Genomic DNA, 19,498 nt, shown 5'->3' on the forward strand with positions numbered 1-19,498 from the left:
CAAGCCATCGCCTGCCGTATGATCAAAAAAACGTCACATCAACAAATTAGACACTAAGCATGCTATTAATAAACTCAAGGACATTTTTTGATTTGGCTGTTTTTTGCAATTCAATCAGTTTGCTCTTAGCATACGCCCTGCTGTCGTCTTGAAGTGTATACCAACGATCCAATCGAGCCAACATGCGTGATGCTACCGCAGGGTTGATGTCATCCAACTTGGTGATGGCATCTAAATATAGATTTAGCCCTTCTTCACTCCACAGCTGTACAGGTTTGGCAGACAAGCCGCCTAGCGTCGTACGCACACGATTAGGCACTGCCCAATCATAATCCTTGCGACTCATAAGAGACTCAACGAATGCCACATCACGACTACTTGATCTTGCTTGAATCAAGAACCAGTCATCAATCACCAACTCCTCATCCTTAAATCGCTCATAAAAGTCAGCAACAAACTCATCAGCATAAGGCAAATCAAAAGCTATCATCGCCGACAATGCCCCTTGTCGCTCGCTCATACAGTTCGCTTGTTCATACTGCTCTTTAGCCCACGCCTCTGTCTCTGGCACCTTCGCCAACAGTAATAGTTCTAACAGCACATTTCGTAGCAAACGGCGTCCTCGTGCATCAGGCGTATCTTCATAAGTCTCTATCGGCAACGAGCGATACCAGTTCATCGCCTCATCTTTTAGGGCGTGTGCGATTTGTTGCTGTAGGGCATCACGCACTGCCTTGACTGCTTTAGGGTTATAATCTTTATCATAAGACATCGCAAGCTCCGCCTCGCTTGGTATGTCAAAGAGTCTAGCAGTCAACATAGGGTCTGTTGTTATCAGCTTAGGAACGACAGTGCGTAAAGCATCAGTCAGCAGACTCACTTGGTCAGATTTACCCAATAGCAAGCGATTAACCAAAGTCTGGATTGCCTGCCAGCGGTTAAAGCCTTCGCTTTCAAAAGCAACAAGCTTCATCAAATCCTCATCGCTGTATTCAAAGTTGAGTTTTACAGGAGCAGAGAAGTTGCGTAACACTGAAACGATCGGCTTTGCCCCATCAGACAGACCGATACCATCAAAAACAAAACTGTCCACCTCTTTGGTCAAAAACAGCATTTTTTGTGCCAAAAGCTCACCTGTGTAGCTATCAAAAATAGCAGTATCCACAGGAATTGGCAGGGCAATCGGAGCATCAAAACCTGCTACATGACGGGTCTTTTGTGATAGATTGACAACAACTTGACCGTCCTTAAATTCAAAATCACCTGATAGCTCTGGCGTGCCTGGCTGACCATACCATTTTAAAAAGTCCATCACCCTCTCATCGCCGACCGACATGGCAGACAAGAAGTCCTCGATGGTAACCGCTTGTCCATCATAACGGCGAAAATACTCATCTGTACCTTGTCTATATTTATCTTTGCCAAGGAAATTGGCAATCATGCGAACAATCTCCGCCCCCTTTTCATAGATGGTCATGGTGTAGAAATTGTTAATTTCCACAAAACTCTCAGGGCGTACACAGTGTGCCAAAGGACCTGCGTCCTCAACAAACTGATGTGCTCGCAAGAACGCCACATCTTCGATACGCTGTACCGCTTTTGAGCGAAAGTCCCCAGAAAAGCTTTGGTCTCTAAAAACAGTCAGGCCCTCTTTTAGGCTCAACTGAAACCAGTCTCGGCAAGTAATACGGTTGCCCGTCCAGTTATGAAAATACTCATGGGCAACAACTGATTTAACACGAAAACTGCCTTCATCGGTAGTGGTTTGTGGACTTGCTAGCACACATGAAGTATTAAAGATATTTAAACCCTTATTTTCCATCGCCCCCATATTAAAATGCCCTGTCGCCACAATCATGTAGCGGTCTAGGTCATAAGCACAACCATAGTTATCCTCGTCCCATTTCATGGCATCTTTTAGGGCTTGCATGGCGACATGGCATTTATCCAAATCCTGCTTCGTAGCATAGATTTCAAGCAACACCTCTCGCCCTTCACTGGTGGTAAAATTGTCTTGCATGACATCAAGATTGGCAATCACACAAGCAAACAGATAGCTTGGCTTTAAGGTAGGGTCGTGCCATACGGCAAAATGACGCTCGCCTAAATCACCTGATTCTATCAGGTTGCCATTACCCAGTAGGGTTTTGTATTTTTTATCCGCTTCAATACGAGTGGTAAATTCAGCCAACACATCAGGATGGTCAGGATAAAAGGTAATTTTTCTAAACCCTTCAGGCTCACACTGTGTAACAAACATGGCATCATCGCCTGTGCCGGCCTGATATAATCCTTCTAAAGCTGTATTGGTTTGCGGATAAATTTTGACGCAAGTACGCACCACGGCCTCATCTGGCATGGCGTCAATGACTAGCGTTTCATCATCTAGCGTGTAGGCATCTGCAGATAATGCCACATCATTCACAAAAATGGATTGTAGCTGTAATTCACGCCCAAACAGCACAAACTTGCCTTCATGCTGACGATGCACTGTCAAGGTCGCCTCAACTTGGGCATACTCATCAAACAACCCAATATCTAAATGAATCTGGCTGACTTTGTAGGTAGGTGGCGTATAATCTTTTAAATAAACTTTTGTTGGGGCTTGATTGGTCATACTTACTCCTTTTTTTTAATAAACACGCCATAGTACCAAAATTCTTAGCAGAAAAAAAGTCCAATTTGCCGTAATTTTCATGACAACCAATCATTTGCCACATAACCAGTCTAGACTTTAACCCAAGACAATCCAATCATCATAAAAGCTGTGAGCATAGTCGCCATCAAGTGCCTGCTCAATCAAACACAATATTTGTTAAAAATTTTATCCACAAAAAAATAACCCTAAACACAGTTAGGGTTATTGTTGTTAATCAAAATCAGATTAGAAGCGGTAAGCCACGCCCACTTTTGCGATTGGGTACCAGTTTGAATACTCTTTGCCTTCGATGGCTTGAGCAGCTGCTTTGTTAAAATCAGCATTGGCTGATTTGATGTGAACATCAGACTTACCTAAGTAAGTTGCACCCACTTCACCAAACACACCCCAGTTGTTGCCAAGGTTAGGACGGAAACCAACTGTTAGGTAAGGGGCTAATTTATTACGATGCTCAATAGTACCTTCAACAGTGCCCGTTACATCATATTCAGTTCCGTTAACGGTTTGCTTGCCAGTAGCGTTATTGGTTTTTACTTTAATGTGGTTATCAGGAACGATAACGCCAGCACCTACAGTAAACCAGTTCGCTGCTGGGCGAAGTTGTACGCCCAAATATGGGTTAGAAAAATCAGTTTCTACATCATATTTAGTGCCATCAACTGAAATATTATCTTTGGTGAATTTTGCAACATCACCACCAGTCCAGCCAGCTTGCAACTCAACACGGTCATTGACTGACCAAGCGACATTCGCACCATAACCTAACGATCCCGCTTCAACGCTCACTGCCACTGGTTTGGTTGCGGTTTTTAATAAAGTTTTTGTGCCATCAATAACAGCTACTGTTGTCTTTTTTGCACCGGTAACAACTACTGTACCAGCATCAGTAACGACATTAGCCATTGCACTGGTAGATAGTAGAACTGCAGCACCAATTAGTGATAATTTCATGGTTTTCATGAGTTTGTCTCCTAAAAATAAAAATTCATTGGGCTAAAATCGCCTCAATGACGCTTGTGTTGTTATTGGTGAGCGTATTAAAAACGATTTTTGTCGCTTTGTCTACCTACGATTTTACTATTTTTGTATCAGTTTGTAGAGATACACCACAGCTCTTATCATATTTGCAACAAAAAGATTGATGGTTCACACAAAATGTACAAAACCAAGTCCATCAAAATGACTCAACCTGATGGATTGCATATGAAGAATGGGCATATGACAGTATCAACACGCCACTTCTTTTATCATTATCACACACTCGCCAATTACAATCTTTTTTTTGGCAAACCTCATTCATCACCACTTTGACCAATACTCCTAACATCATACCATTTAATAAATGTCAGTGTTTGTGTTGACGGTGATTGATGGCTAATTGGCGTGTCTTGGTTGATATTGTTCATAGCGGTTGATGGTGCATCAAGTGCCAGATATGCTAGATTGTCATTATCCTGCATGGGATTTTTCGCCCTGCGATAGATAAATTCTTGCACCAACACCTGATGAGCAACCCCTTGTTTATTTAAGCACGCCTTAACCGTTTCATATACACCCAAACAGCTTGTCGCCTGCTTTGTGGCGAGTGAATGAATGGTAAATCTATACGCATCTGGCGGTACTTTTACAAAACCTTGCTCATTATTGCTGACTATTTTTTTAGAATTGGCAACCTGCCTTTCGTCTTTTGATACCGTCTCATCGTCCATTGATTGCACAGAAAGCCACAGCCATACTTGTCCATCAGTACAGCTTATCTGACCTGTCATCATCAAGCCAGATGAAGCAAAGTTATCCACACCACGCTTAGGCTCATAACACAGCTGAGCTGATGTTTGTTGATTAAAATCACCCTTATTAAGATGGTGTGCCACTAAAGTGTCAATAATACCGCCATCACTCATCAGACGCTCTTTTATTGATGGTTGGCGAAGTAGCATTAATGGCGTATCTGCCATTACAAATAATTCTTCAACTGAAGTTTTAGCAAAAGCATAACGGACATCCGTCATACTCTGGCGTATCGCCAAAGCAGATAGACCCGAAATCAATAGCACCGCCACCAAAACCAATATCAGCACATAGCCTTTTTGAGCATTCACGGCAACACCTTTTGATTAAGAACAACCCCATCAATCGCACCACCATTCGCCACATTACCCATCACATTTCTGAGTCGTACAGAAAAATGGTATAGCCATCTGTCATGACTGGGCGAATCCTGCTGTAGCACCACCTTTTTGCCAAAAATTTCAAAATCTCTTGGTGCGTCATCACGAGCTGACGGCGTGGGTGAATAACCTAAAAATGCCACATTCATCATCACAATAGGCTCATCTTGATTGGCGTGATTGGCATACTCAGTAATTGGCATAAATCTAATACCGTCTTGACTTGCCACACCAACCTCCACCCAAAGACCCTCAACATGACTGGCAATCACATCACCTTGACCACCCATACCCATGATGGTATTGGCAGCTTTGTTTGATGAATCTGTATCAATGATGGCTTTAATGTATGCAGACGACCCACGACCTAGTCGTCTATCACGCGTGCCATCTCGTGTGATACTTTCTGGAACAAAGCGTGCGGCATCACACCGAAGGTTCATCACACCATCGTTATTTTGGACAAAATATCTTTCAATGACCACTTGCCCCTCAATATGTCTCATCTTGCCACCCTTTAAGCGAGCATTTCGTGGCCCTAATGCCATCTCGCCCTCGCAGTCCCACATATCTTGTGGTGCACGGTAGATGATGGTAAGCTGATGAGTGGGCATGGTTGTGCGGTTATTCTTTGGCTGAACATCAGCCCTGCTCAAATATCGTGCAAGATTAGACACGCTGTGGCTTTGATGGGATAACTGATCAATATGCACAAGAACACCCTGCGGATTGGGCTGTGATAATACCTTATCATCAATACCAAGCCCTGCCAGTCTTAGACTCTCGGTCAACCCCTGCACCCCAAAAATCTGATGTTGCAACCGATAAGTCAAATTCTCCTGAGCAACAATGCCATTTAAACTCATGACATAGGCTTGAGCAACCATCAATACCACCATTGAAGCAATCAACAGAGCAATCATCATCTCAAGCAGGCTCAATCCACAAGAATTGCTTAATCTTCGCCCAACTCTTAATCTTGTCTTTGCTGTGGTAAACTCCACCATCAATGCACCACCATCATCACACACTTTGCTCCTGCATTGATACCACCTGCTTTATTCATGCAGCCTTGTTCGCCCTTTATTGCCTTGGTTTCGCCCCATACAGCCACCAGACAGCGTCCGTCTGGGCAAGGCAAAACATTCATACGAACGCCATGAGTGGCAGCAACCTTAGCCGACTGTACTGCCTGATACTTAACTGACTCTTCTGGCGTGCAGACTCTTTGATGGCAATGGGTGTTTAAGGTGTCTAGAGCTTGGCGATAATTGCTCATCATCTGTCCACTGACATCACCCAAATTCCTATTGAGCTGAGCAAACAAAGCCTCATAAGCCCGCCCAACCGATTCATCATGTCCTTGTAGTATTTGAGCTTGGTTGCCAAGCAATGATACGGCGTGTGTGCGTATGGCGGCATCTTGGCTGGTATGATATGCTCGCATCTGCACCGACAAAAACCCAAAAAACACCATTGACACCAACAACAATGCCACCATCACCTCAATGAGTCCAAAACCAGATTCTTTTTGCATTCTCTCAAGCCCCATACTCAATCCATACTGACTTAGATGGTCATAAAACTTAAATGTGCGAAAACTGAGCACTGCCATGTGCTATGCACACCGCCAACACTTTAATATCTAAAGAACACGCCCAAATTGTCGTGGCGGCCGCCTTAAGTGTCGCCCCTGTGGTTACCACATCATCAAACAAAATGATTTGTGATACAGGCGGTGTATCGGTCATGGCAAAGGCATCTTGGATATTGCTCAATCTTGACTGCCTATCTAGCCCTCGCTGATGTATCTTATCATCCACTCGGCAAAGCCCTTGCCAAATCGGCAGACCCCAATGATGCGACAAGGCTTTAGTAAGCATCGTTACAGGGTCAAAGCCACGCCGAACCAGACGCTTATTGGTGGTAGGAATCGGCACAATCACTGTATTATGCTGATGACAACCAATGGGCTTTGGTAACTGATGAATGGCATGAAGCAACACCATAAAAGAAGGCAGACTTTCATGGTCTTTAAACCGATTGATGGCGTAATTGATGGGGTATTGATAAAAAGTGGCACAATATAAATAAAATGATGGCTGAATCTGGCGATGACCACCCGCCATTGGTGCAGGCAAGTCAGCCTGCAGGAGTATGGGCGGTAGGTGCCATCTCATGAGATGATGACAGGCAGAACAAAGAATGGGTAAATCCAATCTGTTGTCTTGATATGATGTTATCGGCTCATGGCATAAGGCACACAGACCATGCCATTTGCGAATTTTTTGTGCCAAAAAGTATGGTGAAAAACGCACCACTTGAGTACGTTTTTTTGCATTATTCAAGCGTTTTATAAGCCCATCCAGTCATTTAGCATCACACCAACACCAATAGAGGTTGCCTCGTGATTATAGTCAATCAGTGACTGACCATAGCCTTGGAATAGCTGTACATAGCCACTAATCCCCTTACCAATGGGGTGTACATAGTCAAGCTGCAACGCCCCTTTTCCTGTTTTTGGGTTAAAGCGTGCTGTACCTGAGATGTTTTTGTCATTATTTAGATGATATAAAAATTTCACATCACCATATCCGTAATAATCCAAGATATCTGGGTTGTCATCAGGCTTTGAACCCCCCTCTTTTAGGATACGCCCCCATAGGCGTGGCATCACAGTTAATTTACCCCACTCCATGCCAGCCATCACATAACCACGATTCCACGATCGAGACCAAGGATTATCCTCACCATTGGAATGATGCACCGCACCCACACCAAGCATTCTAAGCCTACCCCCAAAAGGCAAATCCGCCACCACAGGCTGAGTTAAGAATATCTCAGGTTCATAATCATGTGCACGAAATGGGCGAGAATTATCCTCATTATAAATCTGCCAATGTGCCAAATGCGTATAACCAAACCACAAATCCGCATTACTACCAAACACATCTTCTGCCATCTTAGATTTGACAGATATTTGATATTTAAGCTCAGGAGCACGCTGATCATTAGATGTATAATGCCACGCCTCTTGAGTTGGCGTACCTGGACTGCGATTTGGCTTGCCATGTAAATACATGGGTAGAATATACACAGGATTGTGTGGACGCACACGCCATAATCCCTGCTCGCTATTTTTATCCAAATCATAGCTGATAGACAGCGGTGTATAACGCTCTATTGTCTTATCGTTCATTTCAACACCGTCATTAACGGCATTATACGCTGTCTCGTTCTTGGCAAATATCACCTGTCGGTTGCCTTTCACCACGCCTTTAACCGTCTCCCCCAAGACAATGGCTTGTTTTTTTTGTAAGACAGATGGCAATTTGCCCTGTGCTAATGAGTCAAAGCAAGCTAAACGAGCCGCATCGTTCACCACTGCCGCACAATCATGAAACAACGCCTCCCCTTCTGCTCGAGTCTTAATCGGTCTACTGCTGTCATCAGTTGCGACCGTTGCAACATTAGAAGAAGAGACGCCGTCCGCTGTCTTTTCAGAAACAACATCATCTGCCATCGCAGTCATGGCAACGCCCAGTCCCAAACCAAGTACACTTTTTTGTAAAACTTTATTTAACATCTTCACAACCATCATTAAAAAAAGACCAACATACCAAGCATGATAGGTCAGAATATACCAAGTAGCAAAAAGCCACCAAGCAAAAAACAGTAACAATAAAAAGAAAGTAACCTAAGTCAAACCATCAAAACCCACTCAAACCTTAGGTCTTGATGCTCAATATAACCATCTTGATAGCGACCCACTATAAAAAACACACTCACCACAGCCATAAACAGTCGCACACTCACGCTTTGCACCACACACGCCTTCTTGCTTGTTGCACTCTTTATGGAATAAATAGTTATATATTAATTGCTTATATTTTATCTTAAAGTTGAATGTTTGAATATGTCATTTTGCAAATCTTAAAACAAGCCCTGCCAACAATCCGCCATTTAACCGCCATCAAAATAAAACTTCATCAAGATAAATTAAGTCCCAACGCTTTATCCAATAAAATCCGCCCCTTTGGTGTACGCTGGATATAGCCTTGCTGAATCAAATAAGGCTCGATCACATCCTCAAGCGTACCCCTATCCTCCGCCATCGCAGCAGCAATCGCCTCCACACCAGCAGGTCTTCCATCAAAACGCTCAGCAAGCATCAGTAGATAACGACGATCTAAGTGGTCAAGCCCCTGCTTATCCACCGAAAGCATATCCAAAGCCGAGCTTGCAATCAGCTTAGTAACCACACCATCGCCTTTAACCTCGGCATAATCTCGCACACGGCGAAGCAGACGGTTGGCAATACGAGGCGTGCCACGACTTCGGCGTGCCACCTCAATCGCACCATCTTTATTCATGGCAATACCCATAAGCCGTGCCGCACGCTCAACAATGGTGGTCAAATCTGCCACACTATAAAACTCAAGCCTTTGTACAATACCAAATCTATCACGCAACGGAGCGGTCAATAGCCCTGCCCGTGTGGTCGCTGCCACAAGTGTAAACGGTGGCAAATCAAGTTTAATTGAGCGTGCCGCAGGACCTTCACCAATCATAATATCCAGTTGATAGTCCTCCATCGCAGGATATAAAATCTCTTCAATGACAGGACTTAGACGATGAATTTCATCAATAAATAATACATCACCTTCTTCTAAATTGGTGAGCATCGCCGCCAAATCCCCTGCTCGCTCAAGCACAGGTCCTGATGTCGAACGCAGATTGCCACCCATCTCACGAGCTATGATGTTTGCCAGTGTGGTTTTGCCAAGCCCTGGCGGACCAAAAATTAGCGTATGATCAAGAGCTTCGTTACGCTTTCTGGCCGCCGTGATGAATACCTCCATCTGCTCACGCACTTTAGGCTGTCCGATATAATCAGACAAAGTGGCAGGGCGAATCACACGATCAAAAACATCGTCTTTTTTTGGATTAGGGTCAATTAGGCGGTTTTGGTTCATTATGTTATCATCATGATAATGCAAAAAATCAGAGAAAATTACTCATCAAGCATCGTTAAAAAATTATTAAAAATGCGGATTATTATAATGGATTTTTATAATTTTGTCGCCCATTTTAGTGCTTGGTTTGGTTTTTGGGGCTTATAAGAATAGGGTTTTTATTTTATTTTTTGTGTATTATTGTAATCATGCGTTAATCATGATGTCAGTGCATGATGGGTGCAGTTTTCATAAATTCTTAAAAAAATGATTGTAATATCAATTATTTGTAATTACTTTGTGTTTTTTTTCATCCGATAGATTTACGCATTTATTGCTAAAAACCACCCAAAAAGAACAATAACACAACACTTTAATCAAGGATTTATATGACTTTTTGGGCATAAACATTTATGATATGCACATATTCTCTTGGTGTGTTTCTTGATATGACGAACTTTGATATAACGAACTTTGATATAACGCACAAAGCAACAATTTTTAGCATTTGGTTTTTTGATACCCATCTTGATAAAACCATCAAAATAGCTACCCACCTACCTTTATTGACAGCCTTGTTGTGCGTCTGCATCGCTCATGCCAATCCTGATTACACAAGCCCCATGCGAGGCAAAATCTACAAGACCTCCAGCACCACCTTTACTGTTTCTGAATATGAGCTTGCTTTGGTGCAGGTTCTGTCCGAAATTTGTCCGCCCATGCTAAACAACAATCAGCGAGTTCGCTTTGCTCGTGCTTATAATCAGCAGTTGCGTTCATTCATGCCAACCTCCGCCAACCCAAATGATACTCTGCGTCACCTGCACACCCAGCGTGATTATCGAGCCGCCCTACAAAGCGTGCGTGCGTGGACCGCCAGCTATCCTGCCGCCCAAAACCGCAGGCTATGCCTACAGTTTGCAGAAGTAGAATTTTGATGCGATGATGGTTTAGTACTTACTTTTAAAAATCACACTTAAAAAAACAAGCCAGTCCATCTCACTCCCTTTTTACACCAATTCCTCTCTCAAAAATTACCCCTAATTTAAAAGTCAGCTTGGATTGACTTTTTTATTCCTCAAAATTTTGATAAGATGAACACATAGCCACCTATCAATGTTCACAACAAAATCGGAATCATAACCATGACCAATCACACCTTTAACCGCCAGTTTCCTCTTACTCGTCTACGCCGTCTGCGTGTTACAGACGGTATTCGTGAGATGGTACAAGAATCCCATCTTAAGCCCTGCCATCTCATCGCACCGCTATTTGTCATTGAAGGGCAAAATGAACGCCAACCAATCAAAAGTATGCCTAATGTTGAACGCTTATCAATTGACTTAACCATTGATTATGTCAAATCGCTATATCGTGAAGGCGTGCGTATGGTGGATATTTTCCCTGTAATCAACCCTTCGCTAAAAAGCCCAAATGGTGAAAATGCTTACCACCCAGACACCTTAGCTGTGCGTGCCATCAAGTCAATCAAGGATGCCTGCCCCAATATGATTGTCATGACCGATGTCGCTTTAGATCCTTATACCACACACGGTCAAGACGGTATTATTGATGAGACAGGTTATGTGATCAATGACATCACCACTGAAGCATTGGTTAAACAGACGCTTGCTCACGCTAATGCTGGGGCAGATGTCATTTCACCATCAGACATGATGGATGGACGCATTCGTGCCATGCGTGAAGCACTTGAAACTGACGGTCATCACAATATTGCCATCATGGCATATTCTGCCAAATACGCATCTGCCTACTACGGTCCATTCCGTGATGCGGTGGGCAGTGCCGGTAACCTAAAAGGTCATAAAAAACAATACCAAATGAATCCTGCTAACCGAGCCGAAGCCCTACACGAAGTCGCTCTAGATATCGCAGAAGGGGCCGATATGGTGATGGTAAAACCAGGACAACCTTATCTAGATGTTGTGCGTGAAGTTAAGGATAACTTTGGTGTGCCGACATTTGCTTATCAAGTCTCTGGCGAATACGCCATGCACATGGCTGCCATCCAAAACGGTTGGCTGACCGAAGCGGTAATTTTAGAAAGCCTGCTTGGGTTTAGAAGAGCGGGCTGTGATGGTATCTTATCTTACTTTTCACTCAAGGCGGCAAGAATGCTAAATGAATGAATACCACTTCCAATCAAGAAGATTTGCATTAAACACTCATTAATCAAGCCCTAGCACCGACCCCAAAATCATGTTAGAATAGAACAATTTTTCAGCCAAAGACTTTTGGTGCATTTTAACCAACAGGTCTTATTTTTCACTTGATGGTACTTCTTATGACACAAATTTCAACCCAACAAAAAACAGACGACACCGCCTTTGATAACGACATTGAAGCACAGCGTCAACAGTTTGAACAAAACGCCCTGCACTACCACGAATACCCAAGACCAGGTAAAATCTCTGTTACTCCCACCAAACAAATCGCCAACCAACGAGACCTAGCTCTTGCTTACTCGCCAGGGGTTGCCGTGCCTTGTCTTGAAATCGAAAAAGACCCAAAACTTGCCTCAAAGTACACCGCTCGTAGTAACTTAGTTGGCGTAATTACCAACGGTACTGCCGTACTTGGTTTGGGCAATATCGGTGCATTAGCATCCAAACCTGTCATGGAAGGTAAAGGCGTGCTATTTAAGAAGTTCGCTGGGATTGATGTCTTTGATATCGAAATTAACGAAACCGACCCCGATAAATTCATTGAGACAGTAGCAAGTCTTGAGCCAACCTTTGGTGGCATCAACCTAGAAGACATTAAAGCCCCAGAATGCTTTAAGATTGAGCGTGAACTGCGTAGCCGTATGAATATTCCAGTATTCCATGACGACCAACACGGCACCGCCATCATCTCAGCTGCCGCCCTACTAAATGCCCTACAGCTTAATGGCAAAAAAATCGAGGAAATCACACTGGTTTGCTCTGGTGCTGGTGCTGCTGCCATCTCATGCCTTGATTTGGCAGTTGCACTTGGTGTAAAAAAAGAAAATATCTATGTGCTAGATTCCAAAGGCGTCATTAGCACCAGTCGTGAAAAACTAGATGAGTCCAAAGCTCGTTTTGCCCGTGCTACTGACAAGACCACACTAGCAGAGGTCATGGTAGGTGCTGATGTTTTCTTAGGTCTGTCAGGTCCAGGTGTTGTTACTCAAGACATGGTTCGCTCTATGGCAAAAGACCCTATCATCTTTGCTTTGGCTAACCCAACCCCTGAAATCATGCCAGAGCTTGCCCATGCGGTGCGTTCAGATGTCATCATGGCAACAGGTCGCTCGGATTACCCCAACCAAGTCAATAACGCCCTATGCTTCCCATACATTTTCCGTGGTGCGTTAGATGTTGGTGCAACAGTGGTAAACGAGGAGATGAAACTTGCCTGCGTACACGCCATCGCTGCTATGGCACATACCGAAGCCACGCCATCTACCGACAGCCAAAAAGATGAGACATCAAAAAGCTTTGGTCGTGATTATCTTATTCCTGGACCACTAGAACCAAATCTTATCTTAGAAATTGCTCCTGCTGTTGCTCGCGCAGCGATGGATTCTGGTGTGGCAACATTGCCAATTAAAGACTTCGATGCGTATCGTCAAAAACTCTTTGAATTCGTCTACAACACCGCACTGGCGATGAAACCTGTTTTCAATAAAGCCAAAGCCGACCCTAAACGCATCGTCTACGCTGAAGGCGAGGACATCAATGTTCTGCGTGCGGTACAGGTTGTGGTGGATGAAAAAATCGCCAAACCTATTCTTGTCGGTCGACCCGATGTCATCAATAAAGAGATCGCCTCTCTTGGTCTGCGTTTGGTTGACGGCAAAAATATCACCATCATCGACCCAAACAATAACCCACACTATGATAGGTACTGCGATTATTTCTACAAAACCAATCAACGCAACGGCGTAAGCCTAGAGCTTGCTCGCCGTGATGTTCGACGCAAGACTACGCTCATCGCCTCACTCATGGTGGAGCTTGGCGACGCTGACGGCTTAATCTGTGGTACATTTGGTTTTTATCATCTACATCTACACTATCTAAACCAAGTCATTGGCAAAAAAGAAGGGGTTCAGAACTTCTATGCCATGAGTGGCGTACTGATGCAAAACCGCAACTTATTCATCGCTGATACCTACATCAATGAAGATCCGACCGCCGAAGAGCTTGCTGAAATGACTGTAATAGCAGCTCAAGCAGTGCGTCGCTTTGGCATCACACCTCGTGTGGCTCTGCTGTCGCATTCAAACTTTGGTGCATCAGACAAAGAATCTGCCATTAAAATGCGTAAGGTACACGAACTACTTACCCAAATGAATGTAGATTTTGAGTTTGATGGCGAAATGCACGGTGATGTCGCCCTAGATGAGCGTATGCGTGAACACAACTATCCATTTAGCACGCTAAAAGGTGCGGCAAACTTACTGATCATGCCAACCTTAGACGCTGCCAATATCGCCTTTAATCTGCTAAAAACAGCCACAGGCTCAGCCGCCCTAGGGCCTATCCTACTCGGTGCGGATAAACCGGTGCATATCTTGACACCATCAGCGACTGCTCGCCGTATCGTAAATATGACAGCCTTGACAGTAACAGATGCACAAGACATGGCAAAATAAACCCACTCGTATCATTAAAAGCACTCATCATTGAGTGCTTTTTTTATGGGTCAATTTAGGATAAAATGATGTTAGTTGGTTAATTGAGAGACCCCATGAAAGTCTATTTAGTCGGTGGTGCGGTGCGAGATGCACTACTTGGTCTGCCCGTCAAGGATAAAGATTTTGTTGTCGTGGGGGCGGATTTTGATACAATGAAGTCGCTTGGATTTAATCAAGTGGGGGCAGATTTTCCTGTATTTTTGCATCCTGATACCCATTTTGAGTACGCTTTAGCCCGTGTGGAACGAAAAAACGGATTGGGCTATCAGGGATTTTCTACTGACACAAAAGGCATAAGTCTTGTTGATGATTTGTTAAGGCGGGATTTAACCATTAACGCCTTAGCAGTGGAGGTGGTAGGGCTGTTTGATGACAAGCCAAAAACAGGCGAAGTGATTGATTTTTATGGTGGATTAACTGATTTACAAAACAAAACACTACGCCACATCTCTCCTGCTTTTAGTGAAGACCCACTACGCATTTTACGCACGGTAAGATTTTTGGCACGCTATTTTGCACACGGTTTTAAAATCGCTGACGAAACAATCGTACTCATGCAAACAATGTCAAACGATGGCGAGCTATCTCACCTTAGTCGTGAACGCTTATGGGCAGAAAGCGTAAAGGCAATGGAGAATGGCACAGGGCATATTTATTGGCAGGCATTGAAAGATTTGGCGATTTTACCCCATTTTTTGGCAGAATTGGATGCGTGCTGGCAAAATGACACGGTTTTTAAACAAGCGATTGATGATCTAACTTTGGCAAAAAATTGCAACATAGCAGTACAGTTTGCTATTTTATGCAGCGGTTATTTGGGTGATGACAATTTAAATAAACAGTTAGTCGCTAAAATCGCCCACCAATTAAACACACCCAAATACCCTATCCAAATCGCCAACTTATTGACAGAGTTTGATGATATTTTTAATCAAAAAATCAATGCAACTGATGTGCTTAATCTGATAGAGAAAACCAAAGCTCATCAAGGCAACACACAAACCCTAAATGATGTATTGACCACCATCTTTATCATTCATCGTGGCTTAATAACCAATCAAAATAAGATAGCCCAAATGATACATCAGGCAATCAAACTCTATAAAAGCGTAAGCATCAATGACATCAGCCCCCAGCTAACAGGCAGGGAAATTCATATGGCGTTAAGTAGCGTAAGACAAGACAAAATCAAGCATTTAATCAACGAGTATTTTTCTTATGAATAATAAAGTTGTTCTCGTTACAGGCGGAGCAAGGCGTATCGGTCATGCCATCAGTACCGCCTTTCATCATCAAGGCTATGATGTCATTATCCACCACCATCATAGCCATGCAGATGCACAGGTGCTAGCGAACACACTCAATGCCGTCCGCCCTAACTCCGCTAAGATTATCAAGGCAGACTTATCCATCATCAACAACCATGTTGCCCTTGACGCCTTTAAAAAACAGACCATAGAACTATTTGGCAGGCTTGATGTACTCGTGCATAACGCTTCTAGCTTTTATCCGACCGCCTTAGATGACGGTTTTAACACATGGCAGGCAGATTGGGACGATTTATTTTTAACCAATGCCAAAGCACCATTATTCTTAAGTCTTGCATTTAAAGATGAACTTGCTCAGCGACAAGGAGTTATCATAAGTTTGCTAGACATTCATGCTCGTGATAAACCTTTTATTGGCTACCCCATCTACAATATGGCAAAATCTGCTCATCTTGGCATGGTGCAGTCTCTCGCCCTAGAACTTGCACCATGCGTGCGTGTCAATGGTGTCTCTCCAGGAGTGAATATTTTTCCTGATGACAACCAAAATGCATCACTAAATCCATCCACCAAAGATGCACTCATCCAGTCCGTCCCACTAGGTCGGATAGGCACTCCTGCCGACATTGCACAGGCGGTCGCATTCTTAGCACACACTCCTTACATCACAGGGCAAGTGATTGCTGTGGATGGTGGTCGCAGTTTGACACTCAAAGGTGGATAATTTTTAGCCTACCACTATCCACCAAGGTGAATATGGTCAAACTACCAAAAACATTCAGACAAAGGTATATCTTTTACACCATACTCTTACCCAATTTTTACCTAAAGTAAAAAATTATATTGGCATGCAGTCATTTTTAAGGTAGAATGCACCCTTTAATCTTTTGTTTAACAATACCCCAAACTATCCATCAGGCTTTTTGGGTTTTATTTTGTAAAATTTTCGGAGTTGATAGCTTAATCAAATCTCAAACACGCCCGCTAACAGATTTTTAGCTTTGCTAAATTTGCAATCTGCCAAAAGTAAGTTTGATAACAGTATTAGCACCCCAACGCCTTTCTCTGTTCTGCGTTTACGCACGCTTTTTGGAGGACTCTACCGTTGAGTACACCTACTACTAATGTTGCTAAGTTGCAACGAAATCTTGGACTCTGGCATGTCATCATTATTGGCTTAGCCTACATTCAGCCGATGACACTTCTTGATACTTTTGGCCTAGTTTCTAATGAGAGCGGCGGACATGTTCCAATGTCGTATTTATTCGCATTGGTTGCTATTTTGCTCACTTCTATCAGCTATGGGCACATGATTCGTGTCTATCCTTCATCAGGCTCTGCATACACCTACACCCAAAAATCCATTAACCCTGCGATGGGCTTTATGGTGGGTTGGTCAAGTTGGCTAGATTATCTGCTATCGCCGATGGTTAACATCATCTTGGCAAAAATCTACCTAGATGCCCTATTCCCCGAAATTAACAGTTGGGTGTGGGTCATTGGACTTACCGCCATCATGACAGGCGTTAATATCTTTGGTTCTAAGGTGGTGGCATATTTTAACAGTTGGATTGTATTCATTCAGCTTGGTATTATTGCCATCTTTGTCTATCTGACCTACGATGCATTAGCAGGCGGCTTGAACGCTGATGGTCTTATCAGTCCAGAGAATGCCTACCAGTTGTGGAGCATGACACCTTTTTGGGATAGCATGACTTCAGTAGGAGCTTTGATTACTGGTGCAACCATCTTGTGCTTCTCATTTACAGGCTTTGATTCACTGTCAAATCTTGCCGAAGAGACCAAAGATGCCAAAAACACCCTGCCAAGAGCGATGATTCTAACCACGCTGATTGCAGGTGTTGTGTTCATCATCAGTACTTATTTCATGCAAATCTATTTCCCAAACAACCCTGCTACCTACTTTAAGTTGATTGATGAGACTCAACCTGAAATTTTAGAAGCCGTCGGTGGTGCCGCCTTTAAAGGTTGGGTGCTAAGCTTTGCCATCATCACAGTTATGGCGTCTGGTATTTCAGCACACGCAGGTGTATCTCGTTTGATGTATGTCATGGGTCGTGATGGCGTGATCAGCAACAAAATCTTTGGTCAAATTAGCCCACGCTTCTTTACGCCAGTGAATAATATCTTAATTGCAGGTGCAATTGCTCTAACAGCAGGCTTTATCAGCTTAGAATCAGTAGTAAACTTGATCAGCTTTGGTGCATTAACCGCATTTAGCTTCGTCAATTTGTCGGTGATTTTCCGCTATGCTTTCCGTGATAAAAAAGTCAATACCGCCAAAGACATTCTAAGCTATATCATCGTTCCTGTACTTGGCTTCATCAGCGTGTTTTTGATGTGGATAGAAGTGGATCATCAGACACTAAAAGTCGGTTTGGTATGGGCATCTATTGGATTTGTGTGGCTTGGCATCAAAACCGCAGGCTTCAAAAAACCTGTCCCCCAATATCGTGAAGAAGATGTATAATCATTCCTTCATACAAAAACCCCATCTCATGATGGGGTTTTTACTTTCCAAGAGCAGTTAAATTACCACAATAAACAAGCATAATCTTACCATCTAAATTTCATCATCTATCAGTACGCAACAAGATGGTGTATGATGCCCAATCTAGTTTTACTTGACTAGCCTTTTTAATCTAAGTGCTTATTCAACATAAAAAATTCTAACAATCTATGCTAAAATGATGAAAACTTTTATCAAGACCGTTCAGCCATCATGCTAGAAATCCGTCATTTACAGATGCTCTCAACCCTTGCCCGTCACGGCTCTCTTGCGACGACCGCCAACGAGTTAAACCTAACCGCATCCGCCATCAGCCATCAACTAAAAGAGTTGGAGAATTACTATGGCATCACACTGGTCAATCGCCGTAGCCGTCCTGTCAATTTTACGCCTGCAGGTCGCCTTATCTTACAGTTGGCGGATAATATTCTCCCTCAGGTAGCACGCACTAAGTCCGACATCAAGCGACTGGCACACGGACAATCAGGACAACTTAGATTGGCAAGTGAATGCCACAGTTGCTTTGATTGGCTGATGCCAATTTTAAATATCTATCGCAAAGAGTACAGTGATGTTGAGCTTGATTTTGCCACAGGATTTGAGCCAGATCCACATCAGATGCTCATCGATGGCGATATTGACCTGCTAATCACAGCCAGTCATTTGCCGATTGAGGATATTCATTATCAGCCCCTATTTACCTACGAAAGCCGTCTGGTACTCTCGCCCGCTCATCGCTTAGCCAGCAAAAACACCATTCACCCAAACGACTTGGCAACCGAAACCCTAATCGCCTATCCTGTAGAACAAAAACGCCTTGATATCATCGCTAAGTTCTTAGAACCAAAAGGCATTGAACCCAAAAGTATTCGCACCACCGAACTGACCGCCATGCTCATTCAGCTGGTCGCCAGCGAACGAGGTGTAGCAGCCCTACCTGACTGGGTGGTGTCAGAATACGAAAAAAAAGGTTGGGTGGTTAGTCGCCCTTTAGCTGATGGCGTGCATTGTCAGCTGTATGCAGCAGTGCGTTCAAGCAGTCTTAATATGGCATATATGCGTGGGCTTTTAGCACTGTTTGATGACATCAAAAAACCCACCACCTAAATAATCAGTCCCAATGATGCTTTTTGACTGTTGATAAGGCTGATGAGACTAAATTTAGCTAAATGTATATATTTTTTAAATAAATGGTAATGGTATTTTTATCATGCAAACAATATTATTACTTTAG

The 19,498-nt window shown here is 43.4% G+C and carries 15 protein-coding genes; 7 read left to right on the top strand and 8 right to left on the bottom strand.

The annotated features are described in order from the left end of the window. Window positions 1-46 precede the first annotated feature (46 nt). The 8 genes from pepN to ruvB form a co-directional block, all read right to left on the bottom strand. A complete protein-coding gene (pepN, locus tag LU276_RS07320; protein ID WP_284673205.1) occupies window positions 47-2,617 on the bottom strand; it encodes an aminopeptidase N in 2,571 nt (856 codons plus the stop codon). 267 nt (window positions 2,618-2,884) lie between these two features. Next, on the bottom strand, window positions 2,885-3,619 hold the full coding sequence (locus tag LU276_RS07325; RefSeq protein ID WP_284673206.1) for a hypothetical protein: 735 nt from the start codon (window positions 3,617-3,619) through the stop codon (window positions 2,885-2,887). Window positions 3,620-3,951: 332 nt separating this feature from the next. Further along, window positions 3,952-4,761 carry a hypothetical protein gene (locus LU276_RS07330; RefSeq protein WP_284673207.1) on the bottom strand — a complete coding sequence of 270 codons (810 nt, stop codon included), beginning with the start codon at window positions 4,759-4,761 and terminating at the stop codon, window positions 3,952-3,954. Beyond that, complete coding sequence (locus LU276_RS07335; RefSeq protein WP_284673208.1) at window positions 4,758-5,861, bottom strand: PilW family protein; 1,104 nt, start codon at window positions 5,859-5,861, stop codon at window positions 4,758-4,760. Before LU276_RS07335 ends, LU276_RS07330 begins: the two co-directional genes overlap by 4 nt. Then, complete coding sequence (locus LU276_RS07340) at window positions 5,837-6,445, bottom strand: type IV pilus modification PilV family protein (protein WP_284673209.1); 609 nt, start codon at window positions 6,443-6,445, stop codon at window positions 5,837-5,839. Before LU276_RS07340 ends, LU276_RS07335 begins: the two co-directional genes overlap by 25 nt. Then, a complete protein-coding gene (locus LU276_RS07345; RefSeq protein ID WP_284673210.1) occupies window positions 6,417-7,178 on the bottom strand; it encodes a ComF family protein in 762 nt (253 codons plus the stop codon). Before LU276_RS07345 ends, LU276_RS07340 begins: the two co-directional genes overlap by 29 nt. A 5-nt stretch (window positions 7,179-7,183) precedes the next feature. After that, entirely contained in the window at window positions 7,184-8,416 is a 1,233-nt protein-coding gene (locus LU276_RS07350) for a phospholipase A (RefSeq protein WP_284673211.1), read from the bottom strand. Window positions 8,417-8,819: 403 nt separating this feature from the next. Further along, the gene (gene ruvB / locus LU276_RS07355) at window positions 8,820-9,806 is read right to left on the bottom strand and encodes a Holliday junction branch migration DNA helicase RuvB (RefSeq protein ID WP_284673212.1); all 987 of its coding nucleotides are present in this window, start codon (window positions 9,804-9,806) and stop codon (window positions 8,820-8,822) included. A 428-nt stretch (window positions 9,807-10,234) separates the two neighbouring features. Here ruvB and LU276_RS07360 point away from each other — a divergent pair, with 428 nt between their 5' ends. The 7 genes from LU276_RS07360 to LU276_RS07390 all read left to right on the top strand — a co-directional run bounded on the left by LU276_RS07360 (window position 10,235) and on the right by LU276_RS07390 (window position 19,371). Further along, a complete protein-coding gene (locus LU276_RS07360; protein WP_284673213.1) occupies window positions 10,235-10,723 on the top strand; it encodes an MCR_0457 family protein in 489 nt (162 codons plus the stop codon). Window positions 10,724-10,930: 207 nt separating this feature from the next. After that, window positions 10,931-11,935, top strand: a complete 1,005-nt coding sequence (gene hemB, locus LU276_RS07365; RefSeq protein ID WP_284673214.1) for a porphobilinogen synthase — start codon at window positions 10,931-10,933, stop codon at window positions 11,933-11,935. Window positions 11,936-12,090: 155 nt separating this feature from the next. Beyond that, window positions 12,091-14,424: an NADP-dependent malic enzyme gene (locus tag LU276_RS07370; protein ID WP_284673215.1), complete on the top strand. Its 2,334-nt coding sequence runs from the start codon at window positions 12,091-12,093 to the stop codon at window positions 14,422-14,424. A gap of 95 nt (window positions 14,425-14,519) precedes the next feature. Then, window positions 14,520-15,692 carry a tRNA nucleotidyltransferase/poly(A) polymerase-related protein gene (locus LU276_RS07375; protein WP_284673216.1) on the top strand — a complete coding sequence of 391 codons (1,173 nt, stop codon included), beginning with the start codon at window positions 14,520-14,522 and terminating at the stop codon, window positions 15,690-15,692. After that, on the top strand, window positions 15,685-16,458 hold the full coding sequence (locus tag LU276_RS07380) for a pteridine reductase (protein WP_284673217.1): 774 nt from the start codon (window positions 15,685-15,687) through the stop codon (window positions 16,456-16,458). The genes LU276_RS07375 and LU276_RS07380 overlap by 8 nt, the downstream gene beginning before the upstream one ends. A 381-nt stretch (window positions 16,459-16,839) precedes the next feature. Beyond that, window positions 16,840-18,225, top strand: a complete 1,386-nt coding sequence (locus LU276_RS07385) for an APC family permease (RefSeq protein ID WP_284673218.1) — start codon at window positions 16,840-16,842, stop codon at window positions 18,223-18,225. Between the two features lie 252 nt (window positions 18,226-18,477). After that, window positions 18,478-19,371, top strand: a complete 894-nt coding sequence (locus LU276_RS07390) for a LysR family transcriptional regulator (protein ID WP_284673219.1) — start codon at window positions 18,478-18,480, stop codon at window positions 19,369-19,371. The last annotated feature ends 127 nt before the right edge of the window (window positions 19,372-19,498 follow it).

Source organism: Moraxella haemolytica (assembly GCF_030177935.1).
Taxonomy (GTDB): Bacteria; Pseudomonadota; Gammaproteobacteria; order Pseudomonadales; family Moraxellaceae; genus Moraxella; species Moraxella haemolytica.